This window comes from Bacillus salipaludis (genome assembly GCF_030938565.1).
Taxonomy (GTDB): domain Bacteria; phylum Bacillota; class Bacilli; order Bacillales; family Cytobacillaceae; genus Neobacillus; species Neobacillus salipaludis_A.
In genome coordinates this window covers 4627368-4642160 of the sequence record NZ_JAVGVR010000001.1, presented here as the reverse complement: position 1 = coordinate 4642160, position 14793 = coordinate 4627368, and the positions used below count along the sequence as shown (strand labels likewise).

General features: G+C 37.6%; 16 protein-coding genes and 1 riboswitch. Of the genes, 8 read left to right on the top strand and 8 right to left on the bottom strand.

Translation table 11 applies throughout. The features are described 5' to 3' along the window. Positions 1 to 38: 38 nt before the first annotated feature. On the bottom strand, positions 39 to 1520 hold the full coding sequence (locus RCG21_RS22920) for an amino acid permease (RefSeq protein WP_133337810.1): 1482 nt from the start codon (positions 1518 to 1520) through the stop codon (positions 39 to 41). A 142-nt stretch (positions 1521 to 1662) separates the two neighbouring features. Next, positions 1663 to 1854: riboswitch (Lysine riboswitch) on the bottom strand. 325 nt (positions 1855 to 2179) lie between these two features. On the opposite strand from RCG21_RS22920, the gene RCG21_RS22915 reads away from it, so the two are divergent. After that, the gene (locus RCG21_RS22915) at positions 2180 to 2995 is read left to right on the top strand and encodes a YitT family protein (protein ID WP_035425019.1); all 816 of its coding nucleotides are present in this window, start codon (positions 2180 to 2182) and stop codon (positions 2993 to 2995) included. 196 nt (positions 2996 to 3191) lie between these two features. Here the strand turns inward: RCG21_RS22915 and RCG21_RS22910 are convergent, their stop codons facing one another. The 3 genes from RCG21_RS22910 to RCG21_RS22900 all read right to left on the bottom strand — a co-directional run bounded on the left by RCG21_RS22910 (position 3192) and on the right by RCG21_RS22900 (position 4572). Continuing rightward, on the bottom strand, positions 3192 to 4052 hold the full coding sequence (locus tag RCG21_RS22910) for a DUF421 domain-containing protein (protein ID WP_133337808.1): 861 nt from the start codon (positions 4050 to 4052) through the stop codon (positions 3192 to 3194). Between the two features lie 19 nt (positions 4053 to 4071). Then, a complete protein-coding gene (locus tag RCG21_RS22905) occupies positions 4072 to 4275 on the bottom strand; it encodes a DUF1657 domain-containing protein (RefSeq protein ID WP_133337806.1) in 204 nt (67 codons plus the stop codon). A 93-nt stretch (positions 4276 to 4368) separates the two neighbouring features. Next, on the bottom strand, positions 4369 to 4572 hold the full coding sequence (locus tag RCG21_RS22900; protein WP_026576867.1) for a DUF1657 domain-containing protein: 204 nt from the start codon (positions 4570 to 4572) through the stop codon (positions 4369 to 4371). A gap of 145 nt (positions 4573 to 4717) precedes the next feature. Here RCG21_RS22900 and RCG21_RS22895 point away from each other — a divergent pair, with 145 nt between their 5' ends. Continuing rightward, entirely contained in the window at positions 4718 to 5059 is a 342-nt protein-coding gene (locus RCG21_RS22895; protein WP_133337804.1) for a YmaF family protein, read from the top strand. A 46-nt stretch (positions 5060 to 5105) separates the two neighbouring features. Here RCG21_RS22895 and RCG21_RS22890 read toward each other — a convergent pair whose 3' ends face one another. Further along, positions 5106 to 6362 (bottom strand): erythromycin esterase family protein, encoded by a 1257-nt coding sequence (locus tag RCG21_RS22890; RefSeq protein ID WP_308914295.1) that lies wholly within the window; start codon positions 6360 to 6362, stop codon positions 5106 to 5108. 262 nt (positions 6363 to 6624) lie between these two features. Between RCG21_RS22890 and RCG21_RS22885 the strand changes: the two genes are divergently transcribed. The 5 genes from RCG21_RS22885 to RCG21_RS22865 all read left to right on the top strand — a co-directional run bounded on the left by RCG21_RS22885 (position 6625) and on the right by RCG21_RS22865 (position 11873). After that, complete coding sequence (locus RCG21_RS22885) at positions 6625 to 7065, top strand: MarR family winged helix-turn-helix transcriptional regulator (RefSeq protein ID WP_133337802.1); 441 nt, start codon at positions 6625 to 6627, stop codon at positions 7063 to 7065. A 5-nt stretch (positions 7066 to 7070) separates the two neighbouring features. Further along, positions 7071 to 7736 carry an HlyD family efflux transporter periplasmic adaptor subunit gene (locus RCG21_RS22880; RefSeq protein WP_133337800.1) on the top strand — a complete coding sequence of 222 codons (666 nt, stop codon included), beginning with the start codon at positions 7071 to 7073 and terminating at the stop codon, positions 7734 to 7736. An 8-nt stretch (positions 7737 to 7744) separates the two neighbouring features. Continuing rightward, positions 7745 to 9544 (top strand): DHA2 family efflux MFS transporter permease subunit, encoded by a 1800-nt coding sequence (locus RCG21_RS22875; protein ID WP_308913821.1) that lies wholly within the window; start codon positions 7745 to 7747, stop codon positions 9542 to 9544. A 1132-nt stretch (positions 9545 to 10676) separates the two neighbouring features. Then, complete coding sequence (locus RCG21_RS22870; RefSeq protein ID WP_165976332.1) at positions 10677 to 10832, top strand: hypothetical protein; 156 nt, start codon at positions 10677 to 10679, stop codon at positions 10830 to 10832. A 180-nt stretch (positions 10833 to 11012) separates the two neighbouring features. Beyond that, positions 11013 to 11873, top strand: a complete 861-nt coding sequence (locus RCG21_RS22865) for a YitT family protein (RefSeq protein ID WP_372512773.1) — start codon at positions 11013 to 11015, stop codon at positions 11871 to 11873. A 445-nt stretch (positions 11874 to 12318) separates the two neighbouring features. Here the strand turns inward: RCG21_RS22865 and RCG21_RS22860 are convergent, their stop codons facing one another. The 3 genes from RCG21_RS22860 to RCG21_RS22850 form a co-directional block, all read right to left on the bottom strand. Next, a complete protein-coding gene (locus RCG21_RS22860) occupies positions 12319 to 12573 on the bottom strand; it encodes a sigma-G-dependent sporulation-specific acid-soluble spore protein CsgA (RefSeq protein WP_308913820.1) in 255 nt (84 codons plus the stop codon). 105 nt (positions 12574 to 12678) lie between these two features. After that, entirely contained in the window at positions 12679 to 12912 is a 234-nt protein-coding gene (locus RCG21_RS22855) for a hypothetical protein (protein WP_133337794.1), read from the bottom strand. Between the two features lie 137 nt (positions 12913 to 13049). After that, entirely contained in the window at positions 13050 to 13760 is a 711-nt protein-coding gene (locus tag RCG21_RS22850) for a class I SAM-dependent methyltransferase (RefSeq protein WP_133337792.1), read from the bottom strand. A 153-nt stretch (positions 13761 to 13913) separates the two neighbouring features. On the opposite strand from RCG21_RS22850, the gene RCG21_RS22845 reads away from it, so the two are divergent. Next, positions 13914 to 14756 carry a metallophosphoesterase gene (locus tag RCG21_RS22845; protein ID WP_372512722.1) on the top strand — a complete coding sequence of 281 codons (843 nt, stop codon included), beginning with the start codon at positions 13914 to 13916 and terminating at the stop codon, positions 14754 to 14756. Positions 14757 to 14793 lie beyond the last annotated feature (37 nt).

Here is a 14793-nt window from a genome sequence, read left to right as displayed (position 1 = left end):
TTTGAAAAAAAATAGCACGCCTTAGCGTGCTATTCTAATTAGTTATTTAAATCACATTTATCTAAAGGAATTAATTTCGTCTTTTTTGTAAATTTATATCCTAACCATAAGATGATAAACAATGGCAATCCGATATAGGAGACTAATACACCATTCCAATCAATATGGTCTCCGGTAAATGCGGAGTAGTTTTGACCTAAAACGACGAATCCGCACACAACAAAGGCAAAGATTGGACCAAATGGGAAAAGCTTAGATTTATATGGAAGTTTGCTTAAGTCCCTGCCTTGTGCAACATAGGCTCTGCGGAAACGGTAATGGCATATCGCAATTCCCAACCAAGCGATGAAACCTGACATACCTGAAGCATTCAATAACCAAATATATACAGTTCCATCTCCGAAGAGGGAAGCAAGAAATGCAAGAGTGCCAACTAAAGTAGTAACAATTAACGCATTAACAGGTACACCATTTTTATTTAATTTGCCAAGAAATTTTGGTGCTTTACCTTGACGAGCTAATTCCCAAAGCATACGAGTTGAGGCATACATCCCTGAATTTCCTGCTGATAATACCGCAGTTAAAATAACAGCATTCATGACAGATGCAGCAAAGGCGATCCCTGCTTTTTGGAATACAAGTGTAAACGGACTGACTGTTACATCGCTGTTTGCTAAGTTACTGTTCGTGTATGGAATCAATAAACCAATTACTAAAATAGCTAAAACATAGAATAATAGAATGCGCCAGAAAACTTGACGAACAGCACGAGGAATTGCTTTTTCTGGATTGTCTGTTTCACCGGCTGCCACACCAAGAAGCTCTGTTCCTTGGAAGGAAAATCCGGCTGCCATAAAGATTCCAAGCATGGTCATGAAACCACCATGGAAAGGGGCATCCCCAACAGTGAAATTCTTGAAACCGATAACATGTCCGCCCATAATACCAAATATCATTAATGTTCCAGTAATAATAAAGATGATAACTGTGACAACTTTAATTAAGGAGAACCAATATTCCGCTTCACCAAAGCCTTTAACCGAAATAAAGTTTAGTAGAAACATAATTGCTAAAAAGATGGCACTCCACAAAATAGATGGGGTGTGCGGAAACCAAAATTTCATGATCATTGTAACAGCTGCTAATTCTGCAGCAATGGTGATGGCCCAGTTATACCAATAATTCCACCCAAGAGCGAATCCTAAGGAAGGGTCAACAAATTTGCTTGCATACGTACTAAAGCTTCCAGCAACCGGCATATAGGAGCCCATTTCGGCTAAGCTTGTCATTAAAAAGTAAACCATAATCCCAATGATTAGATAGGAAAGAATCGCGCCACCAGGTCCGGCAGTAGCGATTGCCCCGCCGCTTGCAAGGAATAAACCTGTCCCGATTGTCCCCCCGAGGGAGATCATTGTAAGGTGACGGGCTTTTAAGCTGCGCTTTAATCCTGATTTTTCTTTGTTCGAGATTAGAACATCAGCACTTGAATTTTCTTTTGATACACGTGCAGTTTGCATATTATCTATACTCCTTTTCTTTGCTGTCTAGTTACGGCACCTAAAAAAAGGTGCTACAGCTTTTCTAATAGGAAGGAGTTTGGAATAAAAAATGCCACCGAAGTAGATTCAGGTGGCATATCAATACCCCGCATCATACCTTCCGAAAGATAGCTCAACATGATTGGCTGGTAGGGCTAATCATGACAGTTCTGTTCCTATTCGGAGACAGCCCCAGCATACTTTTTTAAGAGAAAAAAATACGCTTCGGCGGCTTTTCCTTTCAAACGGAGTTAACGATGTCTCTCACATCTCGTCCGCATTACTAATAAAAACCGCGACCTCTACCTCATCGGCTTGATGAGGATTTAAATATTAAAGTTAATATATTAATAAAGTATAAATAATATTAAAGAATTGTCAATTGTTTTTCTTGAAGAATAATTTTTATCAAAATAAGGGAAAAATAAAACACTGAATAAATAGTACATAACTTACATATAAATTCAATTTTATCAGGTTTTTTTAAATAATATTGGTAAAATATCCGAAAAGATTAATAAAAGAAAATTTATATTTATCAGATAATTGTATATTATTGTAAAAAACTATTAAATTTACTTGGGGTCCGAGAATCGGTATGATATTTGAAAAGAATAGATAGTAGGAGGGGCACTTTCTTGCAATATCTTGGAATAGTTTTCGGTTCTCTCATTGTTGCTTTTGGATTTAATCTTTTCTTAATTCCTCATCAAGTCTTAAGTGGAGGAATGAGCGGAATTTCCATGATTCTAGGGATGATTACCCCGTTAAATACGGGATTTGCGAACTTTCTTTTGAATCTTCCGTTATTAATTATTGGATATAAAATGCTCGGTAGAAGGTTAATTATTAATTCCATCCTATCCGTAATCATTATTTCGATTGGTCTTTATATCATTCCTGTTCATGCCATCGCGCAAGATAAAATACTTTCTTCTATATTTGGGGGAGCTATTACGGGACTTGGGGTCGGAATGGTATTTCGCAGCTCTGGATCTACAGGCGGTTTTGATATCATTAGCATGATTCTAGCTAGAAAAATGGATTTTCCAATTGGTGCCCTTCTATCTGGGATGAACGGTGTAGTCATAATCATCAGTGGATTTTTATTTAATTGGGATTCTGCTCTCAATACATTGGTCTCCATTTTTGTTACCGGTAAAGTGGTCGATGCCATTTACACGGACCATGCCAAGCTCACCATTATGATTATTACTGAAAAAGGCGAAGAAATGCGAAAACATCTGCTGTCTAATTTGTACAGAGGTTTAACGATAATGGATGGAGTAGGCGGTTACTCCAATAACAAAAGGAATATTTTAGTCACGGTTATTTCCAGGTATGAATTAAATGATGTTAAAAATCTCATCTCTGAGGTGGATACTTCAGCATTTGTTAATATTACCGAAACAATCGAAGTAATGGGACTGTTTCATCGACCCAGTCCAAATTAGTACACAAAAGGCTTGTTCTTAGTTTAAGGAACAAGCCTTTTCATTATGCCATCGGCTTTTTATCGAAATAAAGTGGTAACCATTTTCTAGTATCGACCGGGATAACTATGAAGAGTCTAAATAATGATTCACATCTGCTGTACTAAGTGCGTAAAGACGAAAAGATCCTTATCTGATTGAATAAGGATCTTCCTTTTTAACCATTCAAATAAGGAGCTAACTGATCGATTGAATTTTGGACAATGGCTGCATTTTTCATATACATGTCCTTTGATTCCTCACAGTTAGTGGCTAATGAAAATAACTCCAAGTCTGCATGGGTTTTTTTCAGCATCGCCATTAATAGCGGGCGCTGCTGTGGGGAAGCTACTTGTAATTTGTCATCATAAATATCGATGGTTAATTCCCCGTATGAATCCACCTGTCCGATAAAAACATTATCAAGTGTAACCCCGAGTTTTTCTAATTCTGTAGTAAGCCAGCCACGGCTTTTTCCTGATGAACGAAGTGCTTCATCTAAAATTTTACCGTCCATAATAACAGTTTGGGGCTCTTTTTCATTTGCGGTTTTCATTTGCAAATCTTTGGGAGTGAGAGGTCGATTCTCTTTTTTCAACATTGCACTCAAATTCCCTTTAGGTTCAAGAACAGCAAACTCAACATCAGCGATTCTAAAAATGTCCTTCTGCCTAAGCAGGGCGGATAATTCATCAATCGTGTATTTTTCCTTCTTTAAATTTTCTTCCAAAACTTTTCCATCCTTAATTACTACAGCTCCTCTACCATCCATAACATCACGGAACTTTTTGCTTTTTAATGAAAGGAAGTCAGCCATGAAAGTAATCAGGCCAAACACGATGATGGCCAACGCCCCATGATATGCATTACTTTCAAGCCCAGTCACTACTTCACCAGCAATACTGCCTATAGTAATGCCTGCAACATACTCAAAGAAGTTAAGTTCGGAGATTTGTTTTTTTCCAAGAAGTTTAGTGGTTAGAAATACTAATAATAAGAAGATTAGTGATCGAGCAATAATTAAAACCCATCCAGGCATCTTTTCTCACCTCAATCCATTATCCTTTGTATTGCGGTTCTTGACGTTCAAGTTCATATACTCTTGTCTGAATGTCCTTTTTTACATGTTCAAATGTAAGGGCAGTCTCATGAAAAACTCTTTTCGCTTCCTCATCAAGTGAGTTGAGAGCCAGAGCCGATAACTGTGCCTCAATATCTTTAATCGTTGCAAGTGTTGTCTTTACATTAGAAGCAACGGTCACAATGCATCTTCCTTTCTTGAAGGACTTACTATGTAATGAGATTCACTACAGAAATGAAAAAGGGGTTGGCAGAAACGCCAACCTATTTGCTTATTATTGATTGTATTGTGGCTCTTCGGCCTGAATTTCTTGAAGGCGTGGTTCTAAGCTATCTAACACTGATTGAGTTTGCTGGGCAGCTTGTTGATAAAGCTGTTTTGCGTTTTGGTTATCAGTGGCTAATGCAAAGGTTTCAAAACTTGCTTGGGCACTTTTTAAACTAGCTAAGGCTTGCTTTACTTGTGTTCCAACTGTCATTTAGTGATCCCTCTTTTTCATTGAATTCAATTACAAAAGTAGTATGTGAACTTACACATTAGCCTATGTACATTTTTGTTTTCTTTTTTAAAAATTTCGCGCATATAGTTAAGCAGGATGAATTTTCAAACATGGAGGGAAGAGTGTGAGAGATGAAATAGGAAAAGATGATTTTGTAAAAGGTTTTGTTCCCCATCATAATCATGGTTCTGTTGATTATACAGGTTTAAGTTTAAACCATGTCCATCAGTGCCTAGATGTAACATCGCCCCCAATTCAAACTCAGGATGGAAGTCATATTCATTACACGGAAGGGTATGTACTATTTGAGGATGGACATACCCATTATTACAAGGCCTATTCAGGTCCAGCTATTCCTGTCGGCAATGGTATGCATGTTCATTATTATGATTTTCATACTACAGAAGACAATGGCCATAGCCATCATGTAAAAGGCGTCGATCACCCCGCCCCAGGGTCAAAATAACAGAAACAAAAAGGTCGCTCTTCCGTAGAAGGGGGACCTTTAAGGTTTAAAAAATGATTTTTTCCAAAACAAGGGGATTTAGAGCAGTGGTTTGGTCTATAAATAGGAACGCATCATAACGCTCACCCATTTGAGAAGGAACATAATTTCCAAAATGCTCATATTCCGGCTGATAGACAACACCGATTGCCCGATGACCAATGGTATTGTCGAATTCATAGCGATGTTCATCTGTAAACAAAAGAAACTGATTAAATTCTCCATTTAAATGCATAAGATACTCCCAACTTCCATATTGAGCAGGAGGCACCTCCGTAATTTGAAAATTCAAGCCCCACTCTCTAGAAGCAATGACAGTGCCGCTATAGGTACCGAAGCCCACGATGTAAACATCCTTTTTAGGATGCCTCTCTCGAAGCAATTGTCCAACATTGATCATCCCTTCTTCCTTCATATCGGTTGCCCGAGCATCGCCAACATGTGTGTTATGCTCCCAGATAATGATCTTTGCATCGTCCCCATAATAGTTGATAATGGCTTCAATCGCTTCAGCCATGTGACGATCTCGAATATTCCAAGACTCTGAATCACTTCGCACCATAATGCGATAATATTCTTCCGCATGGGCCGTAACAAGTGCGTTCACTTCCATGTTCAGGCTTCCCTCGAAGTCATCCTGGTATTTCCATTTATTTTTTTGAATGGATGATAATAATTGGAGTGATTCATTGGTGCAATTTTCTGATAAATAACCAGCTGAAACAGCATAAGATTCATGATTACGATTATACGTTTCGAAACAGGAAAAAGCTTTTCTAGCTGTTTCAAGTTCTGGTGATTGTGTTTTTTCAAGGTAATGGATAATTTCATCCAAGCTTTCCCATAAACTGTAGACATCGATACCGTAAAAACCAATATTTTGATTACTTTGTTGATTATAATCTTTTAACCATTCGATAAGGCCGATCATTTCATGATTTGCCCACATCCAGGTTGGCCATCGTTCAAATGTCTCTAATACTTCCTTAACATTCTGTTTTGGTTGGCCGTATCCTTTTATATAGCGATTGATATTTTGACAAGCTGGCCAATCTCCTTCAACTGAGATTATCGAAAATCCTTTTTCCGTAATTAATTTTTTTGTTAATTCAGCACGAAGTGTATAAAATTCGGAAGTACCATGTGATGACTCCCCTAAGAGTACATATTTTGCTTCCCCAATTTGCTGGATAAGTGGATCTAAATCATTAATGGAAGAAAACTGTTTGGCATGTTTTTTAATGGATTCCTGCATTCTATCCATTCCTTTCATTTTAGACTCAATGAAGGTCTGTAAATAATGTTCCCTAGTCTATTTAAACCTAAAGAAAAAGACGCCTTCATTTTCATTGGGAAAAAGAGGGAGTTATTATGTTGAAATCAGTATTTACTGAACGTAAGAGTGAAATATTTTGTTGTTGACATACTAAAGGGTATCTATATATAATTCTATCTTGTAATAAATCAATTCGTATGCGAAATATTCGATTTAGAGACCTTAGACTATCGAGGCAAAGGAGGAAGAAATGTACGAATTAAACAATGTAATTGTTGAGTCATTTTCGGAAATAAACAAGGCCATTTATCGGCTTATTAAGACTGAGGCAGACCGAATGGGAATTACGGTTGTTCAACTGAAGGCCCTTTATAGAATTTCTTCAAACCCTAAGATTGGCTTGGGCGACCTAGCCGATAAATTAAGGTTAACGAACAGCACAGTCAGTGGGGTAATTGATCGATTAGTTCAAAGTGGTTTGGTCGAGCGGATTGTTCCGCCTGAAAATCGCAGAGCGGTTTTGATTCATTTAACCCAAGCTGGAAAAGAGCTGTTAGATCAGGTTTATTCTTCTGAATCTATCCTAAGAAAAAAATTAAATGATGTTATGGATTTACCAAAAGAAGAGATTGAACATTTATTAAGTTTACACAGGCTTATTCTATCGAAGCTTTCAATTGAGGAGGATTAATTTATATGAACACTAAACGGCTGATTTTAGTAAACATTTTGATATTACTTATTTTAGTCGGAGGGGGTTTTGCAGCCTATTCCTACTACAACAAAACAGTAAATTATTTATCTACTGACAATGCTCAAATTGCAGGGCAGCAGGTGACAGTTGCTGCACCAGCTAATGGGAAATTAACAGATTGGAACGGAAATGTAGGCGATCATTTTTCCAAGAATCAAAAAATCGGAACCATTCTAGCTGCTGGAACGGGGGCGGGGGCAGCTGCTGCACCAACTTCCATTAATATAACTCTTCCGACTAGTGGCACAATTGTACAAACAAATGCTGTGAAAAATTCCTTTGTAGCTGCTGGTACCCCGCTTGCTCAGGTATATGATCTTGATAAGTTATGGGTAACTGCTAATATTGAGGAAACTTCAATTGATGCAATAGCTGAAGGACAAGATGTTGATATTTATGTAGATGCTTTTCCTAATTCAACATTAAAAGGAACAGTGGAGAAAATTGGTCTTGCAACATCAGGTACTTTTTCTCTTCTGCCAAGTTCCAACAGTACAGGTAACTATACAAAAGTAACACAAGTAATTCCTGTTAAAATTTCAATTGATGATAACAAAGGACTTCAGATTGTCCCTGGTATGAACGTGACCGTGAGAATTCATAAGTAGGTGATTCGATGTCAATATATATCACGGTTTATGTCATTTTAAGCATATTGGTGCTATTACTGTTTAATTTTATGTTTATGAAAAAAGGCAGAAAACCCAAGAATCGTTCTGTAAAGAATTCAACTCCTGGTGTTCAGGATGAGAATCCCAAAAGGAACATGGAAGAAGAAGTAGAAGATTTATTGAAGGTATCTGCGATAACAGAGCCAGCATTGGAATATGTTGAAGCAAATGTAGAACCGATTGAGGAAGAGGAGTCACCAACATTATCAAGAGTGAAAGAGGCGAAAAGAGAAGTTGGAAAAGGAAAGATTCTTACAGCTTTGATGTTGGGGGCCTTCGTCGCAATTTTGAACCAGACCTTGCTCAATGTTGCCATTCCACATATCATGTCGGATTTAAATGTTTCAGCAACAACTGTTCAATGGTTATCAACTGGCTATATGCTTGTGAACGGAATTTGTATCCCAATCACTGCCTATTTAATTGAGAAGTTTGGTACAAGAAAATTATTTATTACCGCGATTATGCTTTTTACAATCGGGTCGTTTATATGTTCGTTTTCAACAAATTTTAGCTTTCTTATGATCGGCAGGATTGTGCAAGCATCCGGTGCAGGTATCATTATGCCTCTGTTGATGACTGTTTTCTTTGCTATTTTCCCACCAGAAAAACGGGGAATGGCGATGGGGATGATGGGAATTGTTATGCTGTTTGCCCCTGCCATTGGTCCAACTTTATCAGGGTGGCTGATTGAACATTATTCTTGGAGATTATTGTTTGATATTGTTATCCCAATTGGTATTATTGATTTAATCTTAAGCTTTATTTGGATGAGGGATGTAACGAAAATCACCAATCCAAAGTTTGATTTCCCAGGTGTATTATTCTCCACATTGGGATTTGGTTTCCTCCTTTATGGATTTAGTGAAGCCGGAAGTAAAGGGTGGTCGAGTGGAACGGTAGTGATCTCGCTTGTCATTGGGATCATAACTTTAATTGCCTTTATTATTCGCGAGCTTACAACCGATCATCCTATGTTAGAACTGCGCGTTTTTAAGTATGATATTTTTGCATTAACAACGATTATCAGTATGATTATTAATATGGCGATGTTTGGTGCAATGATCTTGCTGCCAATCTATCTGCAAAATATTCGTGGATTTACTGCGCTAGAATCGGGCCTTCTGTTACTGCCAGGAGCAATTGTGATGGGAATTATGTCACCCATATCTGGTGCATTATTTGATAAAATTGGGGCTAGATGGTTAGCCGTTGTCGGGTTAACGATAACAGTTATTACAACTTGGCAATTTTCTAGCCTAAGTATGACGACAAGTTATTCTCATATTTTATTCCTATATGTAATGAGGATGTTTGGAATGTCCTTTTTAATGATGACGGTTATGACAGAAGGGTTAAACCAATTACCTCGTCATCTTGGTGCCCATGGTACTGCTGCCTCTAATACAGCTCGACAAGTTGCCGGAAGTATTGGAACAGCGTTTCTTGTTACAGTTATGTCGACTAGACAAGAGGCCCATATGGGAGACTATTCAAACCTGATTACAAGTGCCAACCCATTTATCGCAGGAAAAGTATCACAAATAGGTCAAGGTATTGCGGCGCTTGCACATGTACCTGCAGGGGCTGGTAACCAACTGAGTTTGTATATGATTTATGGGCAAACCATGAAACAGGCAACCATTGATGGAATCAATGATTCATTCGTTGTTGCAACGGTTATTGCAGCGGTTGCATTGGTTCTCGCTTTCTTTATTAAACGCGCACGTATAAAAGAACAATAATTTTAAGCTGAAAAAATGGGGCTGTCCAAAAGTCAGGTAACTGACCTTTGGTAGCCCCTATTATTTTTAATTTTTCGGCTGTTTAAATAGGTCTGTTGATTTCCGCTCCAGGCGCTTCGCTTTCCGCGGGCGTGCCGGGAAGCCTCCTCGTCGCTTTGCTCCTGCGGGGTCTCCCTAGCCCCGTACTCCCGCAGGACACTGAATTGCTTCCTCGAATCCGCCCACGCACGAAGAAAATGCGTTAGCATTTTTGAGGAGTCTTCGCGCCTTCCGCTCCAATCAATAGAGTGCATAATATGAACATTCGGCTTAACATGGGTATTAAAAAGTTCACAAAAAAATGTTCATTTTTAGTAAATTGAATTACGGAAAACACTGAACAAGGCTTAGTAGATTTATTTTTAGACCTTTTCCCAAATATTTCACATCTTTGTCACAGGTAAACGGTGAATTCTTTTTTTTCGGTGCTATACTATAGGTGTAGAGGTTAATAAAACAAATTAACATCTTAGGAGACTCAACCATACGTGTTCGTTCCGATTGTGAACGAGTAGTAAGGTAAATCTGTACAAATATTTGGATAGGAGGAGCGATGAAAAAAGTAAATTGGGAAGGATGCGAATTTAATTATCTTAACCTTCTTCCAATCAAGTTTTTCATTGCCATGAGACCATACCAAATGGAAGGAAAATGAGTCTAATAAATCGGTAACACACCAAAAATTGTTTCTTTTTAGGAATTTGAATTCCATTTAACATGAGAATTAATTCCTTCAACGGAACAAACACACATCGGCTGATGGTTCAAACCTTCTGGTAAATAGGAAGGGGAATGAATGAACAAATTGGCGGATGTCATGGTTGGGTCCCCTAAGATGTTATAAACCTAAAAGCTGCCGGATCAAACGGCAGTTTTTTATTTTTATATTTTGGGCTTATTCAAGAACAATGATCATTTTGAACAACCTTGATTGAAGCGAAGTGCCTGGAGTGGAAATCAACAACTAGTTAAACAGGCTTATTTTTTCAATGACAATCCAGATTAACCACACGTTAAAAATCTTTACCGCTCAAAATTGGAATAATCACGGATATTGTAGGAAAAAATTAGATTGGAAGGAGTGGATTTGTTTATGTATAACCGAATGGATAAGAAAAAAGATCCGACTGTTGCACCCGGAATGGATGACCAGGAAGAGTTGGAGCAAAGTGCAACGGAAGAAGAGGTTGAAAGAGGAGAGTATACAAGTGTCACGACCCTTTCATATGATGAAGTAGATCCAAGTTGATTTCCAACCGTTCTGCCTGATATACCAGGCAGTTTTTTTGTTCCAATTTGGAGCAAATGAATATTAATATCAGTCATAGTTCGATATACTTAAATTAGAACATCAAATGAAAGGGGCAGGTTAATGGCAGAAATTCAAAATATCTCTATTACCGAACAACAGGAAGCGCTTTTGGATAGAATGCAGCACCGGAGACTAACAAAAAGAAAGATATTTCAAAGAATCTTATTAATCACGCTAGGGGCGACATTAATGGGAGTTGGGCTCGAAATTTTTCTTGTTCCCAACAATGTAATTGACGGAGGTATTACTGGTATTTCCATTATGCTTTCCTATCTTACTGGATGGAAAATAGGTATCTTCCTCTTTATACTAAACATGCCGTTTTTCTACATCGGATATAAACAAATTGGAAAAACCTTCGCTTTATCCACTCTTTATGGAATTATCATTCTTTCCATTGCTACAACATTACTTCATCCAGTCCCTGCTTTTACGCAAGATATTTTGCTTGCATCTGTGTTTGGAGGGATTATTCTCGGAATTGGAGTCGGTATTGTCATTCGTTATGGTGGTTCTTTAGACGGAACTGAAATCCTTGCGATTCTTTTTAACAATAAGCTCCCTTTTTCGGTTGGGGAAATCATCATGTTTTTTAATCTGTTTATTTTAGGCAGTGCCGGTTTCGTCTTTTCATGGGATCGGGCCATGTATTCGTTAATTGCCTATTTTGTTGCTTACAAAACGATTGATATCACAGTGACCGGTCTGGATGAATCTAAATCGGTTTGGATTATAAGTGACAACGCCAAACAAATAGGGGATGCCATCATGAGCCGGCTTGGCCGTGGTGTGACCTATATGAAGGGTGAGGGGGCTTACTCCGGAGATGATAAAAAAGTAATCTTTTGTGTCATCAATCGTCTTGAAGAAGCAAAATTAAAGGAAATTGTCTCCGAAAATGATGATCATGCCTTTTTAGCCGTCGCGGACATCGCTGAAGTGCGTGGAGGAAGATTTAAGAAAAAAGACATCCATTAGAAGCTTGCGAAAAGCTTCTATTTTTTTGTGGGTTATGTTAATTTCCTAACTAAGTTGATTGAAGCGGAAGGCACGAAGATTCCTCGGAAATGCTATCGCATTTCCTTCGTGCGTGTGCGGATTCGAGGAAGTAATTCAATGTCCTGTGGAAGTATGGGGCAGGGGAGACCCAGCAGGAGCAAAGCACGAGGAGGCTCCCCGGCACCCTCGCGGAAAGCGAAGTGCATGGAGCGGAAATCAACTATTCTAACTTCGAAAATATTATTTTCAATGTCAGAAATGCAGAGTTTCTGCGGAGATTTTTGTCGTTTGCTGATGAATTTAAAGAGAAGAATGAAGGTATTTTGTCAAAAAATGCGCTTACCTAGGAAATATTATCAGAAAATACAGGAAATTTACTCAATAAAAAAATGGCAGAATCACACCGCCATCTTTTTATGTAAGATTAAAACAATAACTCATATACTTCATTTAATTCATGTGCCCTTTTTTCATCAAGTTCTTCTTTCGCATACATAATTTCTTTTGGCAGGATGTCATTTAAAAATTCAATTTCTTTTTGACTTAAATGGCGAACAAAGTCCCCCTCGGAGGTAAATTTCCCCTCTGACACCTTGCGAAATAGGCGGCGGCCCTCTGAATGATGCTCGTCATTGTAATTTGATAATATTTCACGGAGATATCCTAATGTTTTATCCATTTTTCTTTCACCAAACCTTTCCCGTTCTTATTTTTTGACGGAAAAATATTTATATACGTTTAAAAGAAAAAAAGAGCAAGCACGAAGGCATTGCTCTAAATGGAATTAAAAGAAAAATGGGAAGAATCCAACTCCAAACGGTACAAAGAATGGTCTTCCGAAAAATGGCCCAGGAAAAAATCCAAACCCATAGCCTTCATGCGGTTGTTTTGAATTTAATTCAGCCACTTCAAAACCGTCTTCTTTAACCTGAACAACTTTCCCGATCACCCAGTCTCCTTTTTCGTTTTTAAACCGAATCATTTGACCTTCAAGATGGCGTGCTCTTTCATAATTCATGCAAGAATCCTCCTTCCGCAAGGGACTTGCTATAAATTATGTAAAGAGAGTACAAGTTGAAAGGGCGGTTAACCATTCTTGTCCAATTAGATTACAAAAAAAGCTTCCCGATTGACGGAAAAGCTCTTTTTCAATCATTATTTTGTACAGGTAATAATCCGATAGCTAAGGATATCCTGATATTTTAAAACCATATTCGCATGCATGTTAAAAATTGCAAATAATTCTGGTTCGAAATTAGCTGAAAAATTGAATTCTGGTGCATGGTTTCCTTCTGCTAAGGACTGTTTTTGTTTTTTTACTTCTATATTTTTATATCCCGTTTTTTCTAATAGCTCTTTCCAATCTTCCTCCAACAATAAAGAATCCAGTGCATAAAATTGTTTTATTTCTTGCTCCTCTTGCATCGAAAGCTTTTGGTTAATCGTCATTTCATTTGCGATAAAGCGACCGCCTTTTTTTAATACCCGATAGAATTCTTTTAATGTTTTTGGTTTATTAACAAAAGCCAAAACCGACTCAGATAAGACGAAATCAAAAGAATTGGCCGCAGAAGGAATTTCTTCAACGGATCCTTGAATAAGTTGAACCGGCAATTTCATGGTTTCAAATCGATTTTTCGCTTTTTCAATCATAATCGGATTGATTTCGACCCCTGTAACGTTTGCTTGGTATTGCTGGGCTAAAAATGCTGCCGTTTGCCCTGTTCCACATCCAGCATCTAGTATATGTGATTGATTCGTGATTTTTTCATTTGCAAGTAATTCTTTTGTTAAAATGATACCACCGGGATGAGCACCGCCAACGCCAAACTTGGCTAAAAAATCAAAATAGGTTAAGGCTCCCATCAGACACACCACCCAAATCTCTTTTTTTGCATACTATGTAAAAGGACATGGATGGGTTCTTTTTCAAAGATTTAATTTTTTAAAAATGGACAATAATATTATTATGTAAACCAAATACAAATCCCATTAACTCCCACTATAAGGAATCCCCCAATGATTCTATACTTAGAAGTGGGAGGGGATTATTTGATTTATTTACTTGGTATTATTTTTTGCGTTTTCAGCATTTATTTTTTTTATAAAGCACATAAAAATACAAAGGATGTTGTTTTAAATAATATTACGGTTTCACATTCAAAATTACAGGATAAGCCACTTAATATCCTTCATCTATCCGATTTACATCTTGAAAATATATCTATTTCCCCAGAAGAATTGTTTCAAACCGTCTCAAATCAAAAAATTGATTTAATTGCGCTTACGGGTGATTTTTTAGATCGTAAAAGAAGTATACCAAAATTGGTTCCATATCTTTCAGCATTATCACGTTTGAATCCCAGATTTGGAATGTATGCTGTATATGGCAATCATGATTATTTTTTAAAAAAAGAAAATTTTGAGCTTCTTAAACAGACATTAGAAGAAAATGGATGTATAACACTTCAAAATCAGCATGTTTCTTTTAAAGTTGATGGGGAAGTGGTCAACATCATTGGGATTGATGACCATCATTCACATCGAAGTAATGTAGAAGAATCCTACCGGAACCTGCAGGATGGCTACAATCTGGTTTTAACGCACGACCCTAATGTGGTGCTGAAAATGAAAAACTATCCGTATGATTATCTTTTATCTGGTCATTTTCATGGCGGACAAATCCATTGGCCAAAACCTTATCATTTGCTAAAAATGGGAAAGCTGATTCGGATGAACATTGTGAAAGGTTTACATTACCATGAAGGGAAGCCATTTTATATTAGTGAAGGTTTAGGCCAAACGGGAGTGAATATCCGGATTGGCAGTCGTCCAGAAATAACTTTCCATCATATTTCGTAAAAGCTGGGGCATTGTCCCCAGCTTTTATCATTTTATC

Excerpts from the sequence above, each read along its gene's own strand:
- RCG21_RS22920 (WP_133337810.1), bottom strand. The coding sequence starts at position 1,520 with ATGCAAACTGCACGTGTATCAAAAGAAAATTCAAGTGCTGATGTTCTA.
- RCG21_RS22910 (WP_133337808.1), bottom strand. The coding sequence starts at position 4,052 with ATGCCTGGATGGGTTTTAATTATTGCTCGATCACTAATCTTCTTATTA.
- RCG21_RS22900 (WP_026576867.1), bottom strand. The coding sequence starts at position 4,572 with ATGACAGTTGGAACACAAGTAAAGCAAGCCTTAGCTAGTTTAAAAAGT.
- RCG21_RS22890 (WP_308914295.1), bottom strand. The coding sequence starts at position 6,362 with ATGGATAGAATGCAGGAATCCATTAAAAAACATGCCAAACAGTTTTCT.
- RCG21_RS22885 (WP_133337802.1), top strand. The coding sequence starts at position 6,625 with ATGTACGAATTAAACAATGTAATTGTTGAGTCATTTTCGGAAATAAAC.
- RCG21_RS22880 (WP_133337800.1), top strand. The coding sequence starts at position 7,071 with ATGAACACTAAACGGCTGATTTTAGTAAACATTTTGATATTACTTATT.
- RCG21_RS22875 (WP_308913821.1), top strand. The coding sequence starts at position 7,745 with ATGTCAATATATATCACGGTTTATGTCATTTTAAGCATATTGGTGCTA.
- RCG21_RS22870 (WP_165976332.1), top strand. The coding sequence starts at position 10,677 with ATGTATAACCGAATGGATAAGAAAAAAGATCCGACTGTTGCACCCGGA.
- RCG21_RS22865 (WP_372512773.1), top strand. The coding sequence starts at position 11,013 with ATGCAGCACCGGAGACTAACAAAAAGAAAGATATTTCAAAGAATCTTA.
- RCG21_RS22860 (WP_308913820.1), bottom strand. The coding sequence starts at position 12,573 with ATGGATAAAACATTAGGATATCTCCGTGAAATATTATCAAATTACAAT.
- RCG21_RS22855 (WP_133337794.1), bottom strand. The coding sequence starts at position 12,912 with ATGAATTATGAAAGAGCACGCCATCTTGAAGGTCAAATGATTCGGTTT.
- RCG21_RS22850 (WP_133337792.1), bottom strand. The coding sequence starts at position 13,760 with ATGGGAGCCTTAACCTATTTTGATTTTTTAGCCAAGTTTGGCGTTGGC.
- RCG21_RS22845 (WP_372512722.1), top strand. The coding sequence starts at position 13,914 with ATGATTCTATACTTAGAAGTGGGAGGGGATTATTTGATTTATTTACTT.